The organism is Maribacter arenosus (assembly GCF_014610845.1).
Taxonomy (GTDB): domain Bacteria; phylum Bacteroidota; class Bacteroidia; order Flavobacteriales; family Flavobacteriaceae; genus Maribacter_A; species Maribacter_A arenosus.
This window is the reverse complement of the sequence record NZ_JABTCG010000002.1, coordinates 590715-615213: the sequence shown is the minus strand read 5'-3', so window position 1 is coordinate 615213 and position 24499 is coordinate 590715. Positions and strand designations below refer to the sequence as shown.

At 40.3% G+C, this 24499-nt stretch carries 26 protein-coding genes; 20 read left to right on the top strand and 6 right to left on the bottom strand.

Features of this window, described 5'->3' with window-relative positions; genetic code table 11:
- Positions 1 to 108 precede the first annotated feature (108 nt).
- The 4 genes from arsS to HPE63_RS07835 form a co-directional block, all read right to left on the bottom strand.
- Positions 109 to 1164, bottom strand: a complete 1056-nt coding sequence (gene arsS / locus HPE63_RS07850) for an arsenosugar biosynthesis radical SAM (seleno)protein ArsS (protein ID WP_188313699.1) — start codon at positions 1162 to 1164, stop codon at positions 109 to 111.
- A gap of 82 nt (positions 1165 to 1246) precedes the next feature.
- Complete coding sequence (locus HPE63_RS07845; RefSeq protein WP_188313698.1) at positions 1247 to 1582, bottom strand: arsenosugar biosynthesis-associated peroxidase-like protein; 336 nt, start codon at positions 1580 to 1582, stop codon at positions 1247 to 1249.
- Between the two features lie 131 nt (positions 1583 to 1713).
- Positions 1714 to 2409 carry a TIGR04282 family arsenosugar biosynthesis glycosyltransferase gene (locus tag HPE63_RS07840; protein WP_188313697.1) on the bottom strand — a complete coding sequence of 232 codons (696 nt, stop codon included), beginning with the start codon at positions 2407 to 2409 and terminating at the stop codon, positions 1714 to 1716.
- A 319-nt stretch (positions 2410 to 2728) separates the two neighbouring features.
- On the bottom strand, positions 2729 to 3781 hold the full coding sequence (locus HPE63_RS07835) for a ferredoxin--NADP reductase (RefSeq protein ID WP_188313696.1): 1053 nt from the start codon (positions 3779 to 3781) through the stop codon (positions 2729 to 2731).
- Between the two features lie 141 nt (positions 3782 to 3922).
- Between HPE63_RS07835 and HPE63_RS07830 the strand changes: the two genes are divergently transcribed.
- The 19 genes from HPE63_RS07830 (at position 3923) to HPE63_RS07740 (ending at position 21553) form a co-directional block, all read left to right on the top strand.
- Positions 3923 to 5392, top strand: a complete 1470-nt coding sequence (locus HPE63_RS07830; protein WP_188313695.1) for a DUF5687 family protein — start codon at positions 3923 to 3925, stop codon at positions 5390 to 5392.
- Positions 5393 to 5403: 11 nt separating this feature from the next.
- Positions 5404 to 6099, top strand: a complete 696-nt coding sequence (locus tag HPE63_RS07825) for an ABC transporter ATP-binding protein (RefSeq protein ID WP_188313694.1) — start codon at positions 5404 to 5406, stop codon at positions 6097 to 6099.
- A 266-nt stretch (positions 6100 to 6365) separates the two neighbouring features.
- Positions 6366 to 8918 (top strand): type IX secretion system periplasmic lipoprotein PorW/SprE, encoded by a 2553-nt coding sequence (gene porW, locus HPE63_RS07820; protein ID WP_188313693.1) that lies wholly within the window; start codon positions 6366 to 6368, stop codon positions 8916 to 8918.
- Positions 8919 to 8920: 2 nt separating this feature from the next.
- Entirely contained in the window at positions 8921 to 9385 is a 465-nt protein-coding gene (locus HPE63_RS07815; protein WP_188313692.1) for a bactofilin family protein, read from the top strand.
- On the top strand, positions 9363 to 9593 hold the full coding sequence (locus HPE63_RS07810; RefSeq protein WP_188313691.1) for an AtpZ/AtpI family protein: 231 nt from the start codon (positions 9363 to 9365) through the stop codon (positions 9591 to 9593). Before HPE63_RS07815 ends, HPE63_RS07810 begins: the two co-directional genes overlap by 23 nt.
- Positions 9593 to 9985: a DUF6168 family protein gene (locus HPE63_RS07805; protein ID WP_188313690.1), complete on the top strand. Its 393-nt coding sequence runs from the start codon at positions 9593 to 9595 to the stop codon at positions 9983 to 9985. Before HPE63_RS07810 ends, HPE63_RS07805 begins: the two co-directional genes overlap by 1 nt.
- 118 nt (positions 9986 to 10103) lie before the next feature.
- A complete protein-coding gene (atpB, locus tag HPE63_RS07800; RefSeq protein ID WP_188313689.1) occupies positions 10104 to 11237 on the top strand; it encodes a F0F1 ATP synthase subunit A in 1134 nt (377 codons plus the stop codon).
- Positions 11238 to 11306: 69 nt separating this feature from the next.
- Complete coding sequence (gene atpE / locus HPE63_RS07795; protein WP_089889166.1) at positions 11307 to 11498, top strand: ATP synthase F0 subunit C; 192 nt, start codon at positions 11307 to 11309, stop codon at positions 11496 to 11498.
- Between the two features lie 88 nt (positions 11499 to 11586).
- Positions 11587 to 12087: a F0F1 ATP synthase subunit B gene (locus tag HPE63_RS07790; RefSeq protein WP_188313688.1), complete on the top strand. Its 501-nt coding sequence runs from the start codon at positions 11587 to 11589 to the stop codon at positions 12085 to 12087.
- Between the two features lie 6 nt (positions 12088 to 12093).
- Positions 12094 to 12633, top strand: coding sequence for an ATP synthase F1 subunit delta (gene atpH / locus HPE63_RS07785; protein ID WP_188313687.1), 540 nt, complete (start codon positions 12094 to 12096; stop codon positions 12631 to 12633).
- A 45-nt stretch (positions 12634 to 12678) separates the two neighbouring features.
- Positions 12679 to 14259: a F0F1 ATP synthase subunit alpha gene (gene atpA, locus HPE63_RS07780; RefSeq protein WP_188313686.1), complete on the top strand. Its 1581-nt coding sequence runs from the start codon at positions 12679 to 12681 to the stop codon at positions 14257 to 14259.
- Positions 14260 to 14296: 37 nt separating this feature from the next.
- Positions 14297 to 14638, top strand: a complete 342-nt coding sequence (locus tag HPE63_RS07775; RefSeq protein ID WP_188313685.1) for a four helix bundle protein — start codon at positions 14297 to 14299, stop codon at positions 14636 to 14638.
- Between the two features lie 30 nt (positions 14639 to 14668).
- Complete coding sequence (gene atpG / locus HPE63_RS07770) at positions 14669 to 15529, top strand: ATP synthase F1 subunit gamma (RefSeq protein ID WP_188313684.1); 861 nt, start codon at positions 14669 to 14671, stop codon at positions 15527 to 15529.
- 176 nt (positions 15530 to 15705) lie between these two features.
- Complete coding sequence (locus HPE63_RS07765) at positions 15706 to 17166, top strand: lipopolysaccharide biosynthesis protein (protein WP_188313683.1); 1461 nt, start codon at positions 15706 to 15708, stop codon at positions 17164 to 17166.
- Positions 17163 to 17597, top strand: a complete 435-nt coding sequence (gene dut, locus HPE63_RS07760) for a dUTP diphosphatase (protein WP_188313682.1) — start codon at positions 17163 to 17165, stop codon at positions 17595 to 17597. Before HPE63_RS07765 ends, dut begins: the two co-directional genes overlap by 4 nt.
- Before the next feature lie 151 nt (positions 17598 to 17748).
- Positions 17749 to 18675 (top strand): tetratricopeptide repeat protein, encoded by a 927-nt coding sequence (locus HPE63_RS07755; RefSeq protein WP_188313681.1) that lies wholly within the window; start codon positions 17749 to 17751, stop codon positions 18673 to 18675.
- A gap of 3 nt (positions 18676 to 18678) precedes the next feature.
- Positions 18679 to 19464 (top strand): DUF4292 domain-containing protein, encoded by a 786-nt coding sequence (locus tag HPE63_RS07750; protein ID WP_188313680.1) that lies wholly within the window; start codon positions 18679 to 18681, stop codon positions 19462 to 19464.
- Between the two features lie 25 nt (positions 19465 to 19489).
- Positions 19490 to 20695 (top strand): murein hydrolase activator EnvC family protein, encoded by a 1206-nt coding sequence (locus HPE63_RS07745; RefSeq protein ID WP_223198084.1) that lies wholly within the window; start codon positions 19490 to 19492, stop codon positions 20693 to 20695.
- Between the two features lie 9 nt (positions 20696 to 20704).
- Entirely contained in the window at positions 20705 to 21553 is an 849-nt protein-coding gene (locus tag HPE63_RS07740) for an aldo/keto reductase (protein WP_188313678.1), read from the top strand.
- Positions 21554 to 21589: 36 nt separating this feature from the next.
- On the opposite strand, the gene HPE63_RS07735 is transcribed toward HPE63_RS07740, so the two are convergent.
- Positions 21590 to 22111: an acyl-CoA thioesterase gene (locus tag HPE63_RS07735; RefSeq protein ID WP_188313677.1), complete on the bottom strand. Its 522-nt coding sequence runs from the start codon at positions 22109 to 22111 to the stop codon at positions 21590 to 21592.
- A gap of 55 nt (positions 22112 to 22166) precedes the next feature.
- Positions 22167 to 23117, bottom strand: coding sequence for an HU domain-containing protein (locus tag HPE63_RS07730; protein ID WP_188313676.1), 951 nt, complete (start codon positions 23115 to 23117; stop codon positions 22167 to 22169).
- Positions 23118 to 23221: 104 nt separating this feature from the next.
- On the opposite strand from HPE63_RS07730, the gene dprA reads away from it, so the two are divergent.
- Positions 23222 to 24325, top strand: a complete 1104-nt coding sequence (gene dprA / locus HPE63_RS07725; RefSeq protein ID WP_188313675.1) for a DNA-processing protein DprA — start codon at positions 23222 to 23224, stop codon at positions 24323 to 24325.
- Positions 24326 to 24499 lie beyond the last annotated feature (174 nt).

Below are 24499 nucleotides of genomic sequence, written 5' to 3'. Positions count from 1 at the left end.
ACTACATAACTTTTTAAACAACCCACAAACCACCCGGTCGGTTTAAAGGTATAATTATACGGACAAATGGGTAGGCTAAATCCTACAAAACGCTGATTTCGAATAAAACTAGGCTACTGTTCCTTGACAACTACTACCTGCACCCGCTGTACAGCCATAACAATGTTGGGAGATAATAATGTTCCTGTCATTAAGGATATCTTCATTATAGTCCTTAATATGTTTTATTCTACTGGCCACCTTTAAATCCAACATCTGGTTAAAATCACAATCATAGAGCCAGCCATCCCAACTGACCGAAATCGTGTTGGTACACATTACATTTTCAACAGCCGTAGGGTTATAGGCCTCAACCAATGCATACATATAGTCTTCATAATTTTCAGAAGCGATCAAATAATCCAAAAATCGGGCAATAGGGAGATTTGTTATCGCAAACAGATGATGAAACTTGATATTAAAATCCTCTTGCAAGGCTTTTTTGAAATCCTTTTCCATAGCAACCTGATCTCCGGGCAAAAAGGCACCGGAAGGGTTATAGACCAAATCCAATCGCAAATCACTCTCGGGCAGTCCATAACCTACGGCATTTAATTCCTGTAAAGCTTTTATCGATGCATCAAACACTCCTGATCCACGTTGTTTATCCGTTTTACCACGCGTATAATGGGGCATCGAGGAAACAATATGGATGTTGTGTTTTTTAAAAAACCTTGGTAAATCATGATATTTTTTATTAGCCCTCATGATAGTTAGGTTGGAACGTACGATAAAATCCTGTATCCCAGCCTTGGCCGCTTCTTCAACAAACCATCGAAAGTCGGGGTTCATTTCGGGCGCACCACCGGTAAGATCCAAAGTATGGGCACCCGTATTGCGAATAACCTCCAAGCAATATTGCATGGTTTCACGGGTCATGATCTCCTTGCGATCCGGCCCGGCATCGACATGGCAATGCTCACATACCTGGTTACACATATAGCCCACATTGACCTGAAATATCTCCAACTTTTTCGGGGTCAAGGGGAAATGGCCCGTAAGGGCTATTTTATCCTTAAAATAAGGCAGTTCCCCTGCTTCGAAAATACCTCCGTTAAGGATTTTCAATTGATTATTTGTTTCAGCAAGCTCGTTATGCCTTGCATGTAGTGATTTTGTAATCATTTTTTCGTTGTTCGTTGTTCGTAGATCGTTCTAATTGTCAGTTACTAAACCGACAACCGTCAACAATCAATACACAACTATTCTACATTGATAATTTATTGTATTTGTTCATCATTTGTACGCCATGCACCAAGGTTGCCCCACTTTCAATGGCGGCCCCTGCATGAACGGCTTCCATCATTTCTTCTTTCGTAATTCCTTTTTGCAAACCGTCTTTGGTATAGGCATCGATGCAATATGGACATTTGACGACATGGGCAACAGCCAGGGCTATCAAGGATTTTTCGCGTGCCGACAAGGCCCCCTCTTCAAACACCTTTCCGTAATAGTCAAAAAATTTCGTTCCTAATTCCTCACTCCATTCCGTAATATTTCCAAATTTTCGAAGATCTGCCGGGTCGTAATATGATTTTGTCATTTGATGTATATAAATTGTTTAGTATTTCACGGTGATATGCCCATTCCATTTGAAATGTAAAGGGCGATGATCACCAATTTGATGCGTTATTTTACGGTTGTTAAAAAAATAATGGGAAGGGCATAGTGATGCTATGCTACCATAGGCAGCGGCGACCCCCTATTTTGATGGGCCTTGAAGATAAACTGAGCAATGTAAGGATGTTCAGTCTTATAATAGGAAACGGTTGTCGCAATCAAGGACAAAACAATCCTTTTGATACAATAAGTAAGCTGATTTGTGTATTTGGATAAAATAGTAAGATCCTGACTGTCGTCGATATCAACTAATCGTTCAAGGGGCACAAATTCGAATGGTGTGTTCAAAAAATCCCTTTCTAGTCGGGATGCCAATTTGGAGGTTTGCCATGGCAAATCCTTGAATTTTTCCGGATCAAAGTTTTTTCGGTGCAATCCCATCAGGTAAAAGCCACCATCTGCTGAAGGACCAATGACCGACTTATTTTGGGCCAAAAGTAGTGCCGCCCTTTGAATATGGGAAGCTTTTAATTGGGGGGAATCGTTTCCGATGGTGATAATCTGCCTATAACCCCTATTAAAAATGTCCTGTATGGCGTTTGTAAATCGTTCGCCAAAGGAATCACCTTCTTGCTCCTTCTCCGAATAATGAAAATATGGCAGTTCGGTTCTAACCGCTATTCTCAAGGTATGTTCGGAAAACGCAGTGAACAACTGATCTGCATTTTGGATTTTTTTGCGCTTTTTCTCCGCCTTCGAAGAGAGTGCAAAAACCAAAATAGCGGTATGATGTTCGTTAGATGCGTTCATGTAATCCTAGTGACCCGTAAATTTAAATAAATCCTATTTCAATTAGGTCGAAACGGCACATTATTCTTTACAAAGAAAAGGGGTTATCTATATATAAATATTAAAAGGATAACCGACCGGTGAGTTTAATCCTGGCATTATTATAAAGCGGGAATAAGCAAAATGGCAGTTTAAACCGACTCAAAACAGGACGAGTTGCAACACTTGTATGCTTTTTATAATTCAAAAGGGAATTCACAAACCAAAGAGTTTGTAAAAGGGATAACTTAAGCACCCCATTTGGGGCTAGTCCTTTGCTGGGATTAGTCGGGGTAAGGGTTTAAACATCGTCATAATCGATTTTAAGTGTTGGCGTAAGGGGCCTAGCCTGGCAGGTAAGAATCAATCCCTCTTCAATTTCACCATCGGTGAGTATCTGGTTTTTTACCATTTCGGCTTTCCCTTCAGTGATCCGGGCAACACAACTGCTGCAAACACCCCCTTGACAGGAGTACGGAGCGTCAATATTTTCTTTTAAGACGGAATCAAGAACAACATCGTTCTTACCCATGGTCAAGGTAAATTCCTCCTCATCCAGGATAATGGTTACTTGGGTTTTACCCCCAGTAGCCGCTGGTGTAGCTTTGGCAATGGTCTCGGTGGTCGTGAACAATTCAAAATGGATGATATCCTTGGCAACCCCATTTTCTTGAAGCGTATCGCTCACTACTTGGATCATTTCTTCCGGCCCACATAGATAATAGGCGTCAAAGCGGATATTCTTATGTTTGTTTTTTAGGGCATAATTTACCGATGAAGTATCGATTCGCCCAAATAACGAACCTTCTTCTTGCACTTTACTATTGGTAAAGTAGACAAAAAAACGAGTGGCATATTCTAACTGGAGTTTTACTAGATCTTTATAGAACATGGTCTCCGTATTCGATTTGTTGCCATAAACCAATACGAGTTTATTATGGGGATTACTCGTCAAAACCTCTTTAATAATGCTCATAATTGGCGTAATACCGCTACCTGCGGCAAATGCGGCCACATTTTTGGGGGCACTGGTAGGTTTAAAGGTAAAACGACCTTCGGGTGGCATTACTTCTAGCTGATCACCTATTTTCAATTTGGTATTGGCATAATCAGAGAATCCGCCTTTGTGGGTACGTTTAACGCCCACCGTGATATAATCGCGTTTTGGGGAAGAACAAATGGAATAGGCCCTACGTACTTCCTTTCCCTTTATTTCCTTTTTAATTGTGATATATTGCCCAGCATCAAAGGCAAAGGTTTGTTTTAGTTCCTTGGGGATAGTAAAGGTAATCGCAACAGAAGTTGGGGTAAGCGATTTAATACCTTGAACCGTTAGGACGTGAAAATTGGACATGTCTTACTCTTTCATTGATTTTTGAAGTGCAAAACTAAGCAAAGCAGTGACCATATAAAATGGGATTTTAAAAAATGTTCCTAAAATGTAACAATAGCCTGCATTCTAATACTAACACCACAGAACAAAAGACCAACCTGTATGTTCAAACATTTTGTAAACCTTCAATGGAAATCTTTTTTTAGGTCTTCCAACTTTGGAAAAGGTCTTGCCCTTAAATTACTAATGGGCTTTTTTGCCATCTATATGATGGTGTCATTCGCGGGTTTAGGCGTGGCGCTTTATTTCATTCTAAAAAAAGCATTTCCCGACACCGACCCCATGCTGATCGTTAGTGGGTACATGTTGTATTGGGTATTAATAGAACTTTTCTTTAGATATTTCATGCAAAAGTTGCCAGTAATGGATATTAAGCCGCTCCTGCTTTACCCCATCAATAAAGGGAAGATTACACATTATATTTTGGTGAAGTCAGGCCTTTCGGGCTATAATTTTCTGTCGCTTTTCTTTGCCGTACCATTTTCGATTGTTTTGATGGCACAAGGGTATCCTATCCTTAATGTTCTAGGCTGGTTGGGTGCGATTATTGGCATGGTCCTAACGATAAATTACACGAACTTTATAATCAATAAGAGCGATAAGGTGCTCCTGATTATAGGAGTAGTTATTTTAGTGCTGTATGGTTTGGAGTATTTTAAGGTTTTTCCTGTAAAGGACTATGTAGGCCAATTGTTTTACAGCCTATTTGAAAATCCTATTTTGGTAATAATCCCCTTAGGCTTAGCCGTAGGCACGTATTTCATCAATTATGCCTTCCTTAGAAAAAGGCTGTATCTGGATGCATCGATTAAAAAAAAGACTATAGAGGCCACAACATCCGAATTGGGCTGGACCAAGCGTTTTGGGGATATTGCCCCCTTTCTTCAACTGGATTTAAAACTGATCTGGCGAAACAAGCGTACCAAAATGCAGGTTTTTATTTCTTTGGCCTTCATTCTCTACGGCTTGATTTTTTATGGTATGGATCCCTATGGGGAGACCAGCACCATTTTCCTCTTTGTAGGCATTTTTATGACGGGTGTTTTCCTTTCCAACTTCGGCCAATTTATTCCCGCATGGGATAGCGAGTATTATAGCATGATGATGTCCCAGAACATTCCTTTGCGAAAATACCTCGAATCGAAGGCCGGTCTTATTTCAGTTAGTGTCGTTGTGATGTTTTTGCTTTCGATCCCTTATGTATACTTTGGATGGAAGATCTTGGCGATCAACTTGGGTTGCGCCCTATACAATTTAGGGGTAAACGTGCCGGTAATTCTGTTTTTCGGATCTTTCAATAAAAAACGGATTGACCTGAATAAAAGTGCGATTGGCAACATGCAAGGCACCAGTGCCACACAATTTCTGGTACTATTGCCCCTTATGGTGGTTCCGAGCGTAATATATTTTACCTTAAAAACTTTCGTATCCTTCGAAGCGGCCCTGATAACCCTTTCCGTTATGGGAATTATTGGTTTTGCGCTAAGAAAAACACTTTTGGACAAGGTGACTGAAGCCTATAGAAAAAGAAAATATAAAATGATTGCCGGATTTAGGGAACAAAACAGTTAATGGATTGTATTATGATCACAACACAGCATTTGACCAAAAGATATGGAAACCAATTGGTTTTGAATATAGAGTATTTGGAAATCCCAAAGGGCCAAAGTTTTGGTCTGGTCGGGAATAATGGAGCCGGAAAGACCACCTATTTCAGTTTATTATTGGATTTGATTCAGCCCACTACCGGCCATATCGTCAATAACGACATACAAGTGAACACCAGTGAAGAATGGAAACCATTCACCTCATCCTTTATTGATGAGTCTTTCCTGATCGGCTATCTAACCCCGGAAGAGTATTTTCACTTCATCGGGGAGCTACGAGGTCAGAATAAGGCCGATGTCAACGCGTTACTTTCCAATTTTGAGGATTTTTTCCATGGGGAGATATTGGGCCAACGAAAATATTTGCGGGACCTCTCCAAAGGGAACCAGAAAAAGGCGGGTATTGTGGCTTCATTTATCGGTAATCCCGAAGTGATCATTTTGGACGAACCTTTCGCCAACTTGGACCCAACAACACAGATTAGGTTAAAGGCGATTATAAGGGATTTGGCGGCCAAACAAGGAATCACCGTTTTGGTCTCAAGCCATGATCTTATGCATATAACCGAAGTATGTGAGCGCATCGTGGTCTTGAATAAGGGGGAAATCGTTAAAGATATACAGACCTCAACGGAAACCCTCCGGGAATTGGAAAGCTTCTTTGCGGGATGACCTGCTAAACAATCTGCGGGGCATGCCGAAGTATAGAACCATCGTAAGAGGCTTCCTTGTAAGTCTTGTTGACCGGGATATTCATAAGAGTTCAACCCAAGACGATAAGGGACAAACCCTTGAGGTAGAATAAAACCTTACCAACTATTCTTCATGCTTTTGGTAATAAGCATTTGTCAAGACAGTTAAAAAACTGCATTTTATCGACCAACTACATAATAATCCGGTCGTTTTTAAGTTAACTAGATGTACGAATACCGAGAATTTTGAAGCTTCGATATAAAATCATCTTTTTGGCCGTTTTGGCTGCAATCATCCTAAGTGCCTGTTCCACTAAAAAAGACGCATTCCTAAATAGAAATTGGCATGCCCTGAATACTAAGTATAATACCTTGTACAATGGCGAAATTGCCTTTGAACAGGGTCGCGAGGAACTCAATTCCGGATACAGGGACGATTATTGGGAAGTGCTGCCCATTGAACGTCTTGAGGTTACTGATGATATCAAATTGGATTCCGAGGACAATAACCCCAACTTTATAATAGCAGAGGAAAAAGCCACCAAGGCTATTCAAAGGCATAGCATGGATATCGCAGAGGTAGAACGGAATCCGCAGACCGATGAGGCTTTTTTGCTCTTGGGCAAGGCTCGGTATTTTGACCAGCGCTATATCCCCGCTTTGGAAGCCTTTAATTATGTATTGAGAAAATACGAAGAAAGCGATAAATTGAATGAGGCCAATATTTGGAGGGAAAAAGTGAACATTCGTTTAGAGAATGAAGAATTGGCCATAAAGAACCTGAAACGCTTGATGAAGTTGGAAAAACTACAGGATCAGGAATATGCCGATGCCCGGGCAATGATGGCACAAGCCTATATCAACTTAAATGCACCCGATACCGCCATACAACATTTAAAGATCGCATCGTATTATACGAAGAAGAACCCTGAAAAAGGAAGGTATTACTATATCATTGGCCAATTATACAATCAATTGCAGCACAAAGACAGTGCGGGCTATGCTTTTGATAGGGTCATTGAACTGAACAGAAAATCGCCCCGTGTGTATATGATCAATGCACATTTGCAAAAAATAAAGAATACTGAACTGACCAGCGAGAATCGCGAAGAACTATTGGAGTATTTGACCGAATTGGAGGAAGACAGGGAAAACCGCCCTTTTTTGGACAAAGTCTATCGCCAAATTGCGGAATATCATTTGGCCAACGAAGCCGATAGCTTGGCCCTGGTATATTTCAACAGATCATTGCGTTCTACCCAGAACGATACGAAGCTCAATGCACTGAATTATGAGAACTTGGCGGAACACAATTTTGATCTCAACGAATACCAAACCGCAGGGGCCTATTACGATAGTGTTTTGACCAATCTACCCGAAAACACAAAGAAATATAGATCCATAAAAAAGAAACTGGACAATTTAGAGGATGTTATCAAGTACGAGAACATCGTTCAATATTCGGATAGTGTAATTACTTTGTTTAACCTACCAAAGGATAAACAAATAGCTTTTTTTGAGGCGCATATCGAAGCCTTGCAAAAAGCCAAAGAAGAGGCCGAAAAGAAAGAGGTAGAACGTATTACCGAGGGTTTCGCGGCCTTTACGCAAAGCAAGGGAGGAAAAGAAAACAAAGGCAAGTTTTATTTTTATAACATCACCAGTTTGGGTTATGGCAAGAACGATTTCACCAACAAATGGGGAAAAAGGGTTTTGGAAGACGATTGGCGATGGTCGAATAAGAATACTATTTCGATATCTGAAGAAGATGCTGGTATTGTAGACGGAGGTCCTCAAGAGTTGGATCCGACAGACGAAGAGAAATTTTCCTTGGATTTTTATATGGATAGGATTCCAACCGATATCGCTATTATTGATAGTCTAGGTACTGAACGTAATTTCGCCAACTATCAATTGGGATTGATCTACAAGGAAAAATTCAAGGAGAACTTATTGGCAGCCGGAAAATTGGAAGAGGTTCTGAAATCGAACCCAGAGGAGCGATTGATCCTTCCTTCCAAATACAATCTCTACAAGATTTATGAGGAAGAAGGGAGTCCGTTGGCCAGTGATATGAAAGCGAATATCATTCAGAATCATTCCGATTCGCGATATGCCGAGATACTGTTGAATCCTGCTGCGGTACTTACGGGCAATTCGAATAGTCCCGACGCCCAGTACGAGCACCTTTATAAAATGTTTCAAAATCAGGAGTTCTTAAAAGTAATTACCGCGACCGAGGAAAGTATAAATAAATATACGGGCGACCCCATTGTTCCTAAGTTTGAAATGCTGAAGGCCAATGCCATTGGCAGATTACAGGGTTTTGAGGATTATAAGGAAGCGTTGAACTATGTGGCCCTGACCTACCCGAACAATCCGGAAGGTAAAAAGGCGGAACAGATGGTCGCCGAACAATTGCCCAAGTTGGAATCCAAGGAATTTTCACCTGAATCCGTTGCTAGTGGCACTGGGAATTGGAAAGTGGTCTTTCCGTTTAAAAGACATAGTAACCAAGAAGCATTACAATTGATGCAACGTTTGGAAAAATCAATTCAGGATTTAAAGTATAAAAATATCGTTTCAAAGGATATCTATAATCTGGAAGATCAATTTGTCGTTGTTCACGGATTCAAGTCAAGGGATTTTGCCTTGGGTTATGTTGAACTGCTAAAAAATAATAGGGATTACAGAATTAGCAAGGAGAATTTTGTAATTTTATCTTCCAACTATAAAACCATACAAGTACATAAAAACCTATTGGATTACAAGAATTACGTTTTAACCCCAAAACCATAAACATGTTTTCAGACAAACAAAAACCCAGAGCTATGAATGAACTAGGTGGACAACCCAACAGAATCGAAAAAAACACAAAAATCAAGGGAGATATCATTTCCGAAGCCGATTTCCGTATCGATGGTAAACTCGACGGCAATGTTAAGACCTCAGGAAAGGTGGTCATTGGCAAGGATGGCTATATCCATGGTAAAGTGGAATGTGTAAATGCGGATATCGAAGGCAATTTCAATGGCGAACTTTTAGTATCGGACCTATTATCCTTAAAAGCATCAGCGGTGATCGAAGGAACGGTTTCGGTAACAAAATTGGCCGTGGAACCTGGAGCTACGTTTAATGCTTCCTGTACCATGAAAGGCAAGGGAGGGTCGTTTAAAAGCAGCAATCCCGCCATTACCACCAATGAATTTAAATCATCGTTAAGCAGCAGTGCTAAAACCAGTAATGGACCAGCAAAAGCCTCCTAGTAAAAAGAACAATCTTAAAAATATAGCATTGCTCTCAGGTATCGCTTTTGAGATGGGTGCAATCATCTTTTTAGCGGCCAAAGGAGGGATATGGCTCGATGAACACTATCAAACCGATAAAAGAATATTTACGGCAATTGCCACACTTTTTGGTGTGGCAATTTCAATTTGGGTAGTTTTGCGGCAACTGAAAAGAATTAAGTATTAATGTCAAAGATCAATCCCATTGTACAGTTTCTTATTGTATTGACCCTATCGTTAGGTTTCGCCTTTTTGCTCCATATAACGGTTCTTAATGCCGAAGGACTGCCTCAATATGACAATTTGATTGGGCTTTCTTATCTGGTGAATAGTATTCTGGCCGCAATAATTTTTATTGCCCTTTATATTTTTAGGGGTAAACTGAAAAACCAGATCGGTTTTCTTTTTATGGGCGGTAGTTTTTTGAAATTCATCTTTTTCTTCCTATTGTTTTATCCAGCTTATAAAATGGATGGTGAAATGAGCAGATTGGAATTTGCCGCTTTTTTCATACCCTATGGAATCTCTTTGGTAATCGAAACGGTTTTCACGGCTAAAATGCTTAAAAAACTATATTGAAAATTACATTCTGTTATCTTACTTAAATCCAACAAAATAAACTCCAAAATGCTTTTTTCTTTTTAGGAGAATAGCTTACATTTGCACCGATTTTTAGAGACCGATATTTTTAAGCGATATGCGTAAACCGTTATTATTGAAAATTTTTTTGGCCGCTGTGCTTCTTCTGGGTAATAGTTCTTTTGCGAATGTAAAAGAGGCTGCTTCCGATGAACCAAAAAAGGATCTCAAGACCGAAATCAAGGAATACATTAGCCACCACTTACAGGATTCACATGATTTTTCATTGTTTTCATATACCAATGATGCAGGTGAACATGTATATGTCGGATCACCTTTACCGGTTATTTTATGGGACAATGGTCTTAAAATCTTTTCTTCATCCAAATTTCACCATGGCGAGACTTTAGCTGAGGTAGATGGGAATTATTATAAATTATACCACAGTAAAATATACAAAACCGATGCCGAGGGGACCATCAATTACGATGGGGAGCACCACCCTACCAATGTAAAGCCTTTGGATTTTTCCATTACAAAAAGTGTGGTTATGATGATGGTAACAGGTCTGTTGTTGTTATGGCTTTTCAGCAGCCTTGCGAAAAGCTATGTTAAGAATAACAGTGTACCTACGGGTATTGGCCGCTTCTTTGAGCCAATTGTACTATATATCCGAGACGATATTGCCATTGCGAACATTGGTGAAAAGAAATATAAAAGATATATGCCCTTTTTATTGACCGTATTCTTTTTCATCTGGTTCCTGAATATGTTTGGTCTGACCCCTTTGGGGGTTAATGTGACCGGTAATATTGCCGTAACCACGGCTTTGGCCGTTATTGTTTTCTTGATTACGAATTTTACGGGAACGAAGGATTATTGGAAGCATATTTTTGACCCACTAGGTGATGGAATGCCTTGGTATGGTAAATTGATCATCTATATTATTTTGGTCCCCATAGAAATTTTAGGATTGTTTATTAAGCCATTTGCACTCTTGATACGTTTGTATGCGAACATGACGGCCGGTCATGTAGTTTTGATGAGCTTGATCGGACTGATATTTATTTTTAAGAGTTGGATAGGAGGTCCATTATCGTTTGGTCTTTCCTTTGCCATAACGCTTATTGAGGTATTGGTAGCGCTTTTACAGGCTTATATTTTTACGATGTTGGCTGCCTTGTATTTTGGGTTTGCATCCGAGGAACATGACCATGGGCATGAAGAAGATGCGGAATTGGTTCATTTGTAACTGAAAATGTGATGCCGTTATTTAAAAGTAGGCAATAAAATTGAATGTTTAATTTTTAATATATATTTTATGGAAATCCCTAGTGTAATAGGTGCAGGTTTAGCGGTTATCGGTGCTGGTATCGGAATCGGAATGATTGGTGGAAAGGCAATGGAAGCTATTGCCCGTCAGCCTGAAGCTTATGGAAAAATTCAAACAGCGATGTTGATAGCAGCAGCGCTTATTGAAGGAATTGGTTTCGCCGCTATTTTTGCCGGATAAACGAGACAAGAAAAACAAACAGTTATGACGGTTGGTCATAACTGTTTGTTATTGTTTTAAAATTTAGGGGATAGCATAACAAAACATTATGGAAAAATTAGTAAATGACTTTTCATTCGGCCTTTTCTTTTGGCAGATTATTTTGTTCGTTCTTTTGCTTTTATTACTGCGAAAGTTCGCATGGAAACCTATTTTGAATGCCGTGAACGATCGGGAAGATGGTATTAAGGATGCCTTGGCCGCTGCTGAAAACGCAAAAAAAGAAATGCAGAATGTAACCGCGGACAGTGAGAAATTGTTAAAGGAAGCCCGTGCTGAGCGCGAAGCCATGTTAAAGGAAGCCCGTGAAATCAAAGACAAAATGATTTCCGATTCAAAAGAGCAAGCGAAGATCGAAGGTGATAAAATGATAAAGCAGGCACAAGCTGCCATTGAGAGTGAAAAGAAATCCGCAGTTGCGGATATAAAGAACCAAGTGGCGGAACTATCCATTGATATCGCCGAGAAAGTCATCAAAGAGCAATTGGCCAATAAAGACAAGCAATTGAAATTGGTCGACGATATGTTGGGCGATATTAAATTGAACTAATCGAGAATGAACGATACGAGAGCCGCCATACGATACGCGAAAGCAATTTTGGATATTGCCGTTGAAAACAAGGCAACAACTGCTGTCGAAAATGATATGCGTTCTGTGGTCAAAACTATTTCCGATAGTAGGGAATTAAAGGATATGTTGGCGAGCCCGATTATAAAGGCCGAGTCCAAAAAGAAAGCCTTAAAAGGTATTTTTAAAGGCGTGCACCCAGTTACCGAAGGTTTGATAGGTCTTCTCGGAAGCAACAAACGAATCGGGATGTTGAACGAGGTGGCGCTGAAGTACATCATTCTCAATGAGAAATTAAAAGGTCAAGATGTAGCTTTTGTAACTACAGCTGTGGCATTAACGGCGGAATTGGAAAAGAAAATATTGGCGCAAGTAACCAAAATAACCGGCAATAAGGTTACTATTGAGAACAAAATCGATGCGGGTATCATCGGTGGTTTTGTCTTAAGGGTCGGGGATTTACAATTTGATGCTAGTATCGCCAATAAATTGAGCAATCTAAAAAGGGAATTTACAAATAGTCTATAATATTTTTTAAGGCGCAAGAAGCCTAAAACTTTATATCTAAAACAAATGGCAGGAGTAAAAGCCGCTGAGGTATCAGCAATCTTAAAACAGCAACTATCAGGATTTGAAGCAAACGCTACTTTAGACGAAGTAGGCACCGTTTTGCAAGTAGGTGATGGTATTGCAAGGGTATATGGACTTTCCAATGTACAATATGGTGAATTAGTTGAGTTCGAGGGTGGCCTTGAAGGTATCGTTTTGAACCTGGAAGAAGATAATGTAGGGGTTGTACTTTTGGGCCATTCCAAGGAAATCGTTGAAGGGGCCGTCGTAAAACGTACCCAACGAATCGCATCGATCAAAGTTGGTGAAGGCATCGTTGGTAGAGTAGTCGACACCTTGGGATCTCCTATCGATGGTAAAGGACCAATTTCGGGTAAATTGCTTGAAATGCCTTTAGAGCGTAAAGCTCCAGGGGTAATTTTCCGTCAGCCAGTTACAGAACCTTTACAGACAGGTATAAAGGCTATTGACGCTATGATCCCAGTTGGTCGTGGACAACGGGAACTGGTCATTGGCGATCGTCAAACAGGTAAAACAACGGTTTGTATCGATACCATCCTGAACCAAAAGGAATTTTATGATGCAGGGGAACCTGTTTATTGTATCTATGTTGCGATTGGCCAAAAGGCTTCTAACGTGGCGAATATTGCGAAGGTCTTGGAAGACAGGGGCGCATTGGCATATACAACAATAGTTGCCGCCAACGCATCGGATCCTGCCCCCATGCAAGTATATGCTCCGTTTGCAGGCGCCGCTATTGGAGAATATTTCAGGGATACTGGTAGACCGGCCTTGATTATATATGACGACCTTTCCAAACAGGCAGTAGCGTATCGTGAGATATCATTACTATTAAGACGTCCACCAGGACGTGAGGCATACCCTGGGGATGTATTCTACTTACATTCCAGATTATTGGAACGTTCTGCCAAGGTAATCGCAGACGATAAGATTGCAAAAAACATGAATGATTTACCCGACCCATTAAAATCTATGGTTAAAGGTGGAGGTTCACTTACTGCACTCCCCATTATCGAGACCCAAGCAGGTGATGTATCGGCTTATATTCCAACAAACGTAATTTCCATCACCGACGGACAGATATTCTTGGAGCAAGATTTGTTCAACCAAGGGGTTCGTCCTGCGATTAACGTTGGTATCTCGGTATCCAGGGTTGGGGGAAATGCCCAGGTAAAATCAATGAAGAAAGTTGCTGGTACCTTAAAATTGGACCAAGCACAGTTCAGGGAATTGGAAGCCTTTGCCAAATTCGGTTCCGATTTGGATGCGGCAACATTGAACGTGATAGAAAAAGGACGACGTAATGTTGAAATCCTTAAACAGGCACAAAATGACCCTTTTAAGGTCGAAGATCAGGTGGCCATTATTTATGCAGGTTCTAAAAACCTATTACGTGATGTCCCCGTTGAAAAAGTAAAGGAGTTTGAAAACGATTTCCTTCAATTTATGAATGCCAAGCATAGGGGTGTATTGGATTTGCTTAAAGCGGGCAAGTTAACCGATGAGGCTATCGAAACATTAACCTCGGTTTGCAAGGATTTGACAGGAAAGTACAGGAATTAAATGAAGAATTCTGAATTCTGAATTCAGAATAAGAAGGATGGGATATCAAGAAAAGAACAACCCAATCGTAGATAAAAGTTTTTATTTTGGATGTGAAATAGTTCTTTTTTGTCGGATTCTTAGAGAAAAGAAGGAGTTTGAGATTGCCCATCAATTGATAAAATGTGGAACAAGTATTGGCGCTAATGTGAGGGAATCCCAGAGAGGAGTAAGTATTAAGGATTTCAAAAATAAATTGGGAATTGCACTTAAGGAAGCAGATGAAACAGCATATTGGTTGGATATTATAGAAGAAACGATAATAGAGATTCCAAGTCAATTAAAGTTCAAATGCGAAGAGTTAATTAAAATGTTAGTTACAATAATCAAAAATTCTTAATTAAGAATTCTGAATTCATAATTAAAAAAAATGGCCAACTTAAAGGAAATACGAAACAGGATATCATCGGTTTCTTCAACGATGCAGATAACCAGTGCCATGAAAATGGTATCTGCCGCAAAGTTAAAGAAGGCACAGGACGCCATTACCGCGATGAGACCCTATGCGAACAAGCTTACTGAGCTATTACAAAGCTTAAGTGGTAGTTTGGATGCGGATACCGGTAGTGCCTATGCCGATAATCGTCCGATTAAGAAAGTATTGGTAGTTGCAATTACTTCGAACCGTGGATTATGTGGCGCTTTTAATACCAATATCATTAAGCAGAGTACAACTTTGGCCACTGAAACTTTCCAAGGAAAGCAGGTCGATTATATGGCCATTGGAAAGAAAGCCAACGATATTTTAGGCAAAAAGGGAAGAATTGTGGCTAACCATAGCGATGTCTTTGATCATTTGACTTTTGAGAATGTCGCATTTATTGCCGAGGAAATGATGGAGTTGTTTAAGAATGGATCCTATGACAGGATTGAATTGGTATATAACAAGTTCAAGAATGCTGCGACCCAAATAGTCATGTCAGAGCAGTTTTTACCCATAGTCCCAGCTACAGAAACCCAAGGTTCAAGTTCCGATTATATCTTTGAACCTTCCAAAGCGGATATTGTAGAACAATTGATTCCAAAATCCCTTAAAACACAGTTGTACAAAGCAGTGCGCGATTCGTTTGCCAGTGAGCATGGTGCCCGTATGACGGCAATGCACAAAGCAACTGATAATGCAACCGAGTTGAGAGATCAACTCAAATTGACGTATAACCAAGCAAGACAAGCAGCGATTACCAATGAAATCCTAGAGATCGTTGGTGGAGCGGAAGCATTGAACAATTAATAACATAACATATGGGGTGCAATCCAAATATCATCTTTGGTAATCAAAAGCACCACAATCGTATTAATATACAGACCTCACATTATGTGGGGTTTTTTTTGGCCATATTGTCATAAATCAAATCTGCTTTGTCGCCTTGGTATAAATACCTATTTTTAAACCCTAATTATCCTTGATTGAACCTCTTTAAGAAACTTTTTAAGCAGACCGCTATCTATGGTTTGGCAACTGTTTTGCCGAGGATGCTTTCCTTTCTGTTATTGCCCTTCCATACTGATATATTGGAAACCGCGGATTATGGTCAACTTTCTGTCATTTATGCCTGGTTTGCTATCTTCAATGTGTTTTTGGCCTATGGGATGGAAACGGCATTTTTCCGCTTCTACAATGGCTCTGATAAGCGCGAAAGGGTGATTGCCACTTCCTTATTGTCTATTGCGGGTACGACCCTATTGTTTATGGTCTTTGCCCTATTGCTTCAAAAAGGGATTGCCCAGGCATCGGGCATCAATCCATATTACCTGAAATTTGCAATTTTGATATTGACGTTAGACGCGTTGGTCATTATTCCGTTTGCATGGTTACGTGCAACTGAAAAACCTATGCGTTACGCTGTAGTGAAAATATTGAACGTTGTTGTTAATCTTGGCTTGAATGTATTTTTCCTGTACTTTTTGCCAAAGGCCGCCACTTCTAACCCGGGCGGGCTATGGGGAAGTATCTACAAACCTGATTTTGAAATATCCTATATATTCATTGCAAACCTGATTGCAAGCGCACTAACGCTTCTGTTAATGCTTAAATTGTATGTTAAGACCAAGTATGTATTCGATAAAATAATATGGAAGAAAATGGTAAAATATGCCCTCCCTGTGCTAGTGGCCGGCGTTGCTTTTACTATAAATGAAGTTTTCGATAGGATCTTATTGGAAAAGCTATTGCCGGCCGATGTGGCCGATAGCCAAGTGGGCATGTATTCAGCCTGTTATAAATTGGCATTGTTCATGACATTGTTCGCGACGGCGTTTCGCATGGGTATAGAGCCATTCTTTTTCAGTCACTCAAATACGGCCAATCCTCAAAGGGAATATGCCCAAATAACCAACTATTTTGTAGTTTTAGGGAGTATAATTTTACTGGGTGTTGTCGTTTTTGCCGATGTTCTCAAAGAATTGTTCGTAAGGGATCCGAAATATTGGGAAGCAATGGATATTGTTCCCATAATCATTCTTGCCAGTTTTTTCTTGGGCATTTACCATAACCTTTCGGTGTGGTATAAGATTACCGATAGGACCAAAATCGGCGCTTATATTTCCATGATCGGGGCGATTATCACAATCATTATAAACTTTGTATTTATTCCCTATTTTGGGTATATGGCTTCAGCTGTGGCAACGCTTTCCGCTTATGGGAGCATGATGCTTCTATCTTTGTTTTTTGGTAGAATGTATTATCCCATCCCCTATAACTTTAGGAAAATTTCCTTTTACCTAGCAATCTCTATACTATTCTCCTTCTTGTCATTTTATGTTTTTAACCGTAATCTGTTCTTTGGCATTCCATTATTGCTTTTATTTTTAGGAATGGTTTATAAACTTGAAAATGATAACCTTAGAAAAATATTCTTGAAAAAATGAAGATAAAAATCATTAATAAATCGACCCATGCCTTGCCCCATTATGAAACCAAGGCTTCGGCTGGCATGGATTTAAGGGCCAATAATCCGGAGTCCATTATTCTACAACCCTTGGAGCGAACTATTGTTAAGACCGGACTTTTCATTGAGTTGCCCATCGGTTATGAAGCCCAGGTGCGCCCTAGGAGTGGCTTAGCCGCCAAAAAGGGAATTACAGTACTCAATGCCCCTGGAACGGTAGATGCGGACTATCGCGGCGAGATTGGGGTTATTTTGGTCAATGTGTCCAACGAACCTTTTACCATTAAAAATGGGGAACGCATAGCCCAACTGGTCATTGCAAAGCATGAACGTGCGGAATGGAATGAGGTCGACGTATTATCCGATACCAGTAGGGGCACAGGAGGCTTTGGAAGTACCGGAACAAAGTAAGAATATCGCCAAATTGTTTTGTTAATTTTCCCAATTTGCCGGCATCAAAAAGGCTTTAAGGGTGTTTTAACAAAAAAGTTGAAATCTCTGGAATACTTATTGATAATTTTAACCCGTTATTCAGTATAATGGTTTTTCTCAAGATCCAATAATGAAACTAATGTATGCTATAGTGCTTTTATCTTTACTGGCCTTTCCTTTTTCGGGAGGGGCACAGGTCCGGGAAATGGATATAGATGAAAGTGCTGAGGTCTTTTTGGAGGACTATTCCGATGCGTTTCAGGAGCATTTTTTTGAAGCCTTGAAACAGAAGGGAATCGAGAATTATGACAAGGCCATCAACCTGCTTTTGGAATGTAAATTGATTGATGCGACCAATTCTGTGGTAGACCACGAATTGGCCAAGGTTTATTTGGTAGACAAGCAATATGCCATGGCGCAGGATTATGCCATTTCCGCCCTGTTGTCAGAACCCGAAAATTTATGGTACCTCGATACCTTGGTGACCGCCATTCAAATGCAAGGTAGTTCCTTGGATCAGATGGATATCAACATACCCCTTGAAAATGACAAGCTTAGGGAAAACTTGGCGCTGATCTATTTTAAACAAAAGAATTATGAAAAGGCGTTGACTATTCTATCCAGCACCAAAAACTCTACGTTCACTAAGGATCTAACAGCCAAGATCAAGGATTCAATAAGCAAATATGAGGTTCAGGAAGAAAAGGAGGAATTGGTTATCGATGAAGAAAAAAGAACCAATCCAATTGAAGAACTCAAGGGGCAATTGGCCGATTTAATGATAAAAAATGAATATACCAAATTGGCCGAGCTTAGTGAGGAAGCTATGGAGGATTTTCCGTCCCAGCCTTATTTTTATTATCAAAACGGATATGCATTGAACAAATTGGGCAACCATAAGGCGGCCATAGAGGTATTGGAAGCTGCTTTGGATTATATGTTGGATGATATCCCACTCGTGAACAAAATATATCAGGAATTGGTCGATGCGCATACGGCCTTGAATAATTCTTCGAAGGCAAATATGTATCTTCGTATGATAAAACCCGGGTTTTAGACTATGGCTACCGTAATAAGATGGGCACGATTCAGTGTTTTGATACTATTGATATTTTCATGTAAATCCAAGAAAATCGTCACCGATGATGCGGTCAAGGAAAACTTGTCGGCAAAGGCTGTTATCCGAACACATTATCAAAATCAAATCCGCTTCAACACCTTGAGTGGTAGAATGAAAATCGGTTATTTTGATGGGGAGTCCACGAAAAGTGTTACCGTTAGTTTACGAATGCAAAAAGACAAGGCCATTTGGATCAGTGCTCCATTAGGGGTGGTCAAGGCCTATATTACACCGAACAGGGTCTCATTTTACAACAAACTTCAGAATGAATATTTTGACGGGGATTTCTCCTATCTGAGTAATTTATTGGGTACGGAACTGGATTTTGGAAAAATGCAAAATTTACTTTTGGGCCAGGCCCTTTTTGATTTAAAAACCGAAAAGTATGATATTTCCCATACAACATCCGATTATATATTAAAGCCCAAACAACAATTGGCATTATTCAAGACACTTTATAGGATCGAACCAGAAAATTTTAAGATAGCTTCCCAGCAATTGTCCCAACCCTTAAAACAAAGGGTATTGGATATTACCTATCAGAATTATCAGAAAATCAATAATAGGGTATTGCCCAATGAAATAATAATCACGGCCATCGAAGGTGACTCCAAAAACATCATCGATTTGGATTATCGGAGTATCGAGTTCAACCGGTCCTTGAACTTTCCATATAAAATACCGAAAGGTTTTAAAAAGATAGAAATAAAAACCGATGCCCTGTAGACGTATTATCTTCGTTTGCTTCCTTATGTTATCGACGTTACTATCGATACAGACCTCCTACGCACAAACTAATGAACAGAAGGCATTGGAAGCGAAAAGGGAACAACTTCAAAAAGAAATAAGCGAAATAAACCGTCTATTGTTTGCGGAAAAAAAGGAGAAGGGCAATGTTTTGGACCAAATGGAGGCATTGGATAAAAAAATCAATGTACGCCAACAATTGATTCGGGTCACCAACCAACAATCGAACTTATTGAACAGGCAGATAAATGCCAATATCCGGAATATCTCAAAATTACGGGAGGATCTTAATGTATTGAAGGAGGAATATGCCACGATGATACAAAAGTCGTATCAGAATAAATCGCAGCAAAGTAGATTGATGTTCCTGTTGTCTTCCGAGAATTTTTACCAAGCCTTTAAGCGCATGCAGTACATGAAACAATATACGCAGTACCGCAAGGAACAAGGCGAAAAGATCATAAGTAAGACCGATGAGCTAACCCAATTGAATGTGGACCTTACCAACCAACGTAAGGAAAAAGACCAATTGGTAGCAACGAACAACAGGGCCAAAGCCCAATTAATGAAGGAAATGAATAGCCAAAAGGAGCTATTGGGTAGTATTCGAAAGAATGAAAGTAAATATGCCAGGGCTATAGATCAGAAAAAAAGGGAAGCCCGTAAAATAGACCAACAGATCGAGAGGTTGATTCGCAGCGCCATTGCCGCTTCCAATAAGGAGGCAGGGACCGGCAAGACAGGCAGTGTTTCATCGAATAAATTTGTATTAACCCCCGAAGCGACCTTAGTTGCGAATAATTTTTCAGCGAACAAGGGAAAACTCATTTGGCCCGTCGAAAAAGGGATAAAAAGTCAAGGTTTCGGAATCTATAAAGATCCTGTCTATCCCGGTATTAAGCATCAAAGCAATGGTGTAATCATAACTACGGACGAAGGCGCAAAGGCCAGGGCCATTTTTGAGGGTGAGGTAATCGCGATACTTTCGGTCCCTGGGGGTAATAAAGGGGTGCAAATAAAACACGGCAACTTTATCAGTACGTATTACAACTTATCGGACCTCTATGTAAAAAAAGGGGACAAGGTCGGCATCAAGGCAGAACTGGGCAAAATATATACCAATCGGTCTAATGGCCAAACACGACTAAAATTCTATCTTTATCAAGATACATCCCGCTTGAATCCCGAAGAATGGGTGTATCAACTATAATTTCTTTATATGACTACTAGGCTTAAAAGAATCACAGATCTCAAAGGAACTTTTGAACTGCATAACGGTATAAAAATGCCCTATTTTGGCTTGGGCGTTTATTTGTCCGAAGATGGGCAAGAAGTCATCAATGCTGTAAAATGGGCGATTGAAGCAGGTTATAGGCATATTGATACGGCGGCTATTTATAATAACGAAAAAGGGGTCGGGGAGGGAATCAAGCAAAGCGAAATCAATAGGGAGGACATTTTTGTAGTCAGTAAGGTCTGGAATGCTGACCAGGGGTATGAAAGCACCCTCAAAGCTTTTAATGAGAGTCTGGAGCGCTTGGATTTGGCGTATCTGGATTTGTACTTGATCCATTGGCCGGTGAAAGGCAAGTTCAAGGATACATGGCGTGCCTTAGAGCACCTGTACCGCCAAAAGAAAATAAGGGCTATTGGGGTCAGTAATTTTTTGAAACACCATTTGGAGGATTTATTGTTGTCCGCGGAAATTGTACCTATGGTCAATCAAATGGAGTTTCACCCCTATTTAGTGCAACAAGATCTCATCGATTACTGCAATGCCCATCAAATACAATATGAAGCTTGGTCACCTCTGATGCAGGGCCATATCTTCAATCTGGATAGTATTAAGAAGATGGGGGAAAAGTATGGTAAATCCCCCGCCCAGGTCGTGTTACGATGGAATCTTCAAAAAGGGGTGGTGACCATACCCAAGTCGGTCAAGAAAGAGCGGATTATTGCCAATGCCGATATTTTTGATTTTGAATTGTCAAAAGCGGATATGGCTTATTTAGACGGACTCGAAAAATCTAAAAGATTCGGGCCCGACCCCGACACCTTTGATTTTTAATGTAACCCTTAGATAAACGAAGGCAGCTTTTTAACCTTATTTCCCACTCTCCATAAACAAGGCCCTGAGTTCCGTGGCTTCACTGGGTTTCATTTTCTTTGCCAACACCAAGCTCAGTTGTTTCCGACGCAATGCGGCCGCGAACCGTTCTTTTTCCAAGTCGGTAACCGGTTCTAACGGAGGAACCTCAATGGGTTTGCCGGTCTCATCTACGGCTACGAAGGTATAAATGGCCTCATTCGCCTTTGAACGTTTTCCATTATACCGGTCCTCCATCCAAACATCGATGTAAACCTCCATCGAAGTCTTAAAAGCTCTTGAAACGGCAGCTTCCACAGTGACGACGCTACCCAAGGGGACGGCTTGATTAAAGGCCACATGGTTTACAGAAGCCGTCACGGTAATTTTTCGGCTATGACGACGTGCCGCAATACTAGCCGCCCTGTCCATACGGGCCAAAAGCTCACCTCCGAACAGATTGTTCAGTGGGTTGGTCTCACTGGGGAGTACCAAATCGGTCATTATCGTACGTGAATCGCTGGGATTTTTGGCCTGCATAATAAATTTTTATGCAAAGATACCTATTTAACAGAGGATGTACGGAAAAATAGTACTATCGAATGGATAATAACCACGCATCTTGGGATTGCGTATTTTTGATCGATCTAAGGTTTTGCAGGGCCTCATCAACATCGCTATGGCTGCTGTAGGTGACCATATGCAAACCATGATTATTGGTCCCAAGATAACGGGCATCAAATCCACGTCTTTTCAAAAGTCGGATTTTTTTATCCGCATTTGCCTTGTACCGGAAAGCTCCCGCAACTATGTGGTGTATTCCCAATTGCGGTTTTTCAGAAACAACTTTTAGGGTTAATGTAGGTAACTCTAAAGGGGCAGTATCAAAAAAGGTGGCTTCCTGAATGCTTTTAGCAACCTTTTCCTGGGCCTTTTCAACGACCAGTTGTCGTTGGTTTAACCCTTCGTTATATAATCTATATCCTGTCAACCCCGTTGATAGGGCTAAGAGAAATATAGCGGCATATTTTAAATAAGGGCGTAGGGAATTTTCCTTTCTACGTTCTGGGGTAATGATAAAAGGAACTTTTTCCTCCATGGCAAGTACCTCTTTTTTCAAGACTTCCCTAGCAATAGGGGTTGAAACAAAGGATGACAATCCAAAGGAAGACGTCAAATGGTTGAGTTGATAGGACGGTTGGAATAAAATTCTCCCATCCTTATTAGATTTTAGGTCACCAAGGTTCTCCAATGTTAAACGATTCCCCTGATTTAAGGTATGCTTCCATGTGTCCACCACGGTCGTTACCTTTTCTAGCATTTCCTCATAGGTGCACTTTTCCACCTCGGCCATATAAGACACTAAAAGGCCGTCATTGGAGGATAATTGTTTGTTGAATGACAAGGATTTTGAAGGAGGGGAAAACGAATGGCTCTGTATATTATGTACGGAGGATTTATATTGGGACAAAAAGCCACCAAAACCGGGCACGACCACACAGTTATATCGATAAAGTAAATCGGAGATATAGCGTTCTAAGACCATCGTAACAAATATTATAAAAATTATAGTGGTTCAATAGCTTCAACACCACTTTTTATTAACATATTATTTTTGGTAATTTGTGGATAACTAAGCACGCAAGATAAATGACTACAGATGAATTAATTGCGGTATTAAGATTGCAGAACATTCCGAATATTGGCGATGTCACTGCCAAAAAACTCATATCGCACTGCGGTAGTCCAACTGCCGTTTTCTCCGATACCTTGAAGAACTTGCTAAAGATCGATGGTATAGGTACTCTTACAATAAAGGGCCTTCATGATGCCGAACATCTTGAAGCTGCCGAGAAGGAAGTGCAGTATATTTTAGATCATGAAATCGCTTACACCTATTTTACCGATAATGAATACCCTAGATATTTAAAGCACTGTATCGATAGCCCATTGATCTTATTCAAAAAGGGTAATATAGATCTAGAAGAACGGAAGATTATAAGTATTGTAGGTACAAGGAATATTACAAGTTACGGGATGGCTTTCTGTGAACAGTTGATTGAGGACTTGGCTCCTCTAGACCCCATCATCGTAAGCGGATTTGCCTATGGGGTTGATATCTGCGCCCAAAAAACCGCCTTAAAACATGGATTACAGACCATAGGTTGTTTGGCCCATGGATTAAACCAGATGTATCCGAAGGTACACGCGATGTACGTCTATGAGGTTCAAAAAAATGGAGGTTTTATGACTGAATTTTGGAGTTCAAGTAATCCGGATAGGGAGAATTTCCTAAAGCGCAACCGAATAATCGCAGGTATGAGCGAGGCTACCGTTGTTGTTGAATCTGCAGAAAAAGGGGGCAGCTTGGTAACGGCCGATATCGCGAATAGTTATGACCGGGAAGTATTTGCAGTCCCGGGTAGGGCGCAGGATAAATACAGCTCGGGCTGTAATAATCTTATAAAACAACAAAAGGCCCATATGATCACATCGGCCGCCGATTTGATTTATTTATTGGATTGGGAATTGGATCAAAAGGAAACCAAGGTGATACAGCAACAATTGTTCGTTGAATTGGATAACATTGAGAAAACGATCTATACGTATTTGCAGAAAGAGGGAAAACAACTATTGGATACTATTGCGTTAGATTGCCAACTTCCCATTTTTAAGGTTTCTTCCACCCTTTTAAATATGGAAATGAAAGGGATTGTTCGCCCTTTGCCCGGAAAACTGTTCGAAGTGGTTTAAGAAGTATATATAGGGAGTCATTCGAATGGAATTTTCTATCTAGAGAATGGGACTACAATTTATTTTTTACAGACCAAGTAGTTTGTATTTTTAATTTCGACCTTTGGAAAGTTCGTTAAAAAGGCATTTCATCGATGAAGTGCGGACTAAAAACCGAAGTCGCTATTCAATGGA

What these genes read in the sequence shown, in the direction of transcription:
- arsS (WP_188313699.1), bottom strand. Translation starts at nt 1,164, where the DNA reads ATGATTACAAAATCACTACATGCAAGGCATAACGAGCTTGCTGAAACA.
- HPE63_RS07845 (WP_188313698.1), bottom strand. Translation starts at nt 1,582, where the DNA reads ATGACAAAATCATATTACGACCCGGCAGATCTTCGAAAATTTGGAAAT.
- HPE63_RS07840 (WP_188313697.1), bottom strand. Translation starts at nt 2,409, where the DNA reads ATGAACGCATCTAACGAACATCATACCGCTATTTTGGTTTTTGCACTC.
- HPE63_RS07835 (WP_188313696.1), bottom strand. Translation starts at nt 3,781, where the DNA reads ATGTCCAATTTTCACGTCCTAACGGTTCAAGGTATTAAATCGCTTACC.
- HPE63_RS07830 (WP_188313695.1), top strand. Translation starts at nt 3,923, where the DNA reads ATGTTCAAACATTTTGTAAACCTTCAATGGAAATCTTTTTTTAGGTCT.
- HPE63_RS07825 (WP_188313694.1), top strand. Translation starts at nt 5,404, where the DNA reads ATGATCACAACACAGCATTTGACCAAAAGATATGGAAACCAATTGGTT.
- HPE63_RS07815 (WP_188313692.1), top strand. Translation starts at nt 8,921, where the DNA reads ATGTTTTCAGACAAACAAAAACCCAGAGCTATGAATGAACTAGGTGGA.
- HPE63_RS07810 (WP_188313691.1), top strand. Translation starts at nt 9,363, where the DNA reads ATGGACCAGCAAAAGCCTCCTAGTAAAAAGAACAATCTTAAAAATATA.
- HPE63_RS07805 (WP_188313690.1), top strand. Translation starts at nt 9,593, where the DNA reads ATGTCAAAGATCAATCCCATTGTACAGTTTCTTATTGTATTGACCCTA.
- atpB (WP_188313689.1), top strand. Translation starts at nt 10,104, where the DNA reads ATGCGTAAACCGTTATTATTGAAAATTTTTTTGGCCGCTGTGCTTCTT.
- atpE (WP_089889166.1), top strand. Translation starts at nt 11,307, where the DNA reads ATGGAAATCCCTAGTGTAATAGGTGCAGGTTTAGCGGTTATCGGTGCT.
- HPE63_RS07790 (WP_188313688.1), top strand. Translation starts at nt 11,587, where the DNA reads ATGGAAAAATTAGTAAATGACTTTTCATTCGGCCTTTTCTTTTGGCAG.
- atpH (WP_188313687.1), top strand. Translation starts at nt 12,094, where the DNA reads ATGAACGATACGAGAGCCGCCATACGATACGCGAAAGCAATTTTGGAT.
- atpA (WP_188313686.1), top strand. Translation starts at nt 12,679, where the DNA reads ATGGCAGGAGTAAAAGCCGCTGAGGTATCAGCAATCTTAAAACAGCAA.
- HPE63_RS07775 (WP_188313685.1), top strand. Translation starts at nt 14,297, where the DNA reads ATGGGATATCAAGAAAAGAACAACCCAATCGTAGATAAAAGTTTTTAT.
- atpG (WP_188313684.1), top strand. Translation starts at nt 14,669, where the DNA reads ATGGCCAACTTAAAGGAAATACGAAACAGGATATCATCGGTTTCTTCA.
- dut (WP_188313682.1), top strand. Translation starts at nt 17,163, where the DNA reads ATGAAGATAAAAATCATTAATAAATCGACCCATGCCTTGCCCCATTAT.
- HPE63_RS07755 (WP_188313681.1), top strand. Translation starts at nt 17,749, where the DNA reads ATGAAACTAATGTATGCTATAGTGCTTTTATCTTTACTGGCCTTTCCT.
- HPE63_RS07750 (WP_188313680.1), top strand. Translation starts at nt 18,679, where the DNA reads ATGGCTACCGTAATAAGATGGGCACGATTCAGTGTTTTGATACTATTG.
- HPE63_RS07745 (WP_223198084.1), top strand. Translation starts at nt 19,490, where the DNA reads ATGTTATCGACGTTACTATCGATACAGACCTCCTACGCACAAACTAAT.
- HPE63_RS07740 (WP_188313678.1), top strand. Translation starts at nt 20,705, where the DNA reads ATGACTACTAGGCTTAAAAGAATCACAGATCTCAAAGGAACTTTTGAA.
- HPE63_RS07735 (WP_188313677.1), bottom strand. Translation starts at nt 22,111, where the DNA reads ATGCAGGCCAAAAATCCCAGCGATTCACGTACGATAATGACCGATTTG.
- HPE63_RS07730 (WP_188313676.1), bottom strand. Translation starts at nt 23,117, where the DNA reads ATGGTCTTAGAACGCTATATCTCCGATTTACTTTATCGATATAACTGT.
- dprA (WP_188313675.1), top strand. Translation starts at nt 23,222, where the DNA reads ATGACTACAGATGAATTAATTGCGGTATTAAGATTGCAGAACATTCCG.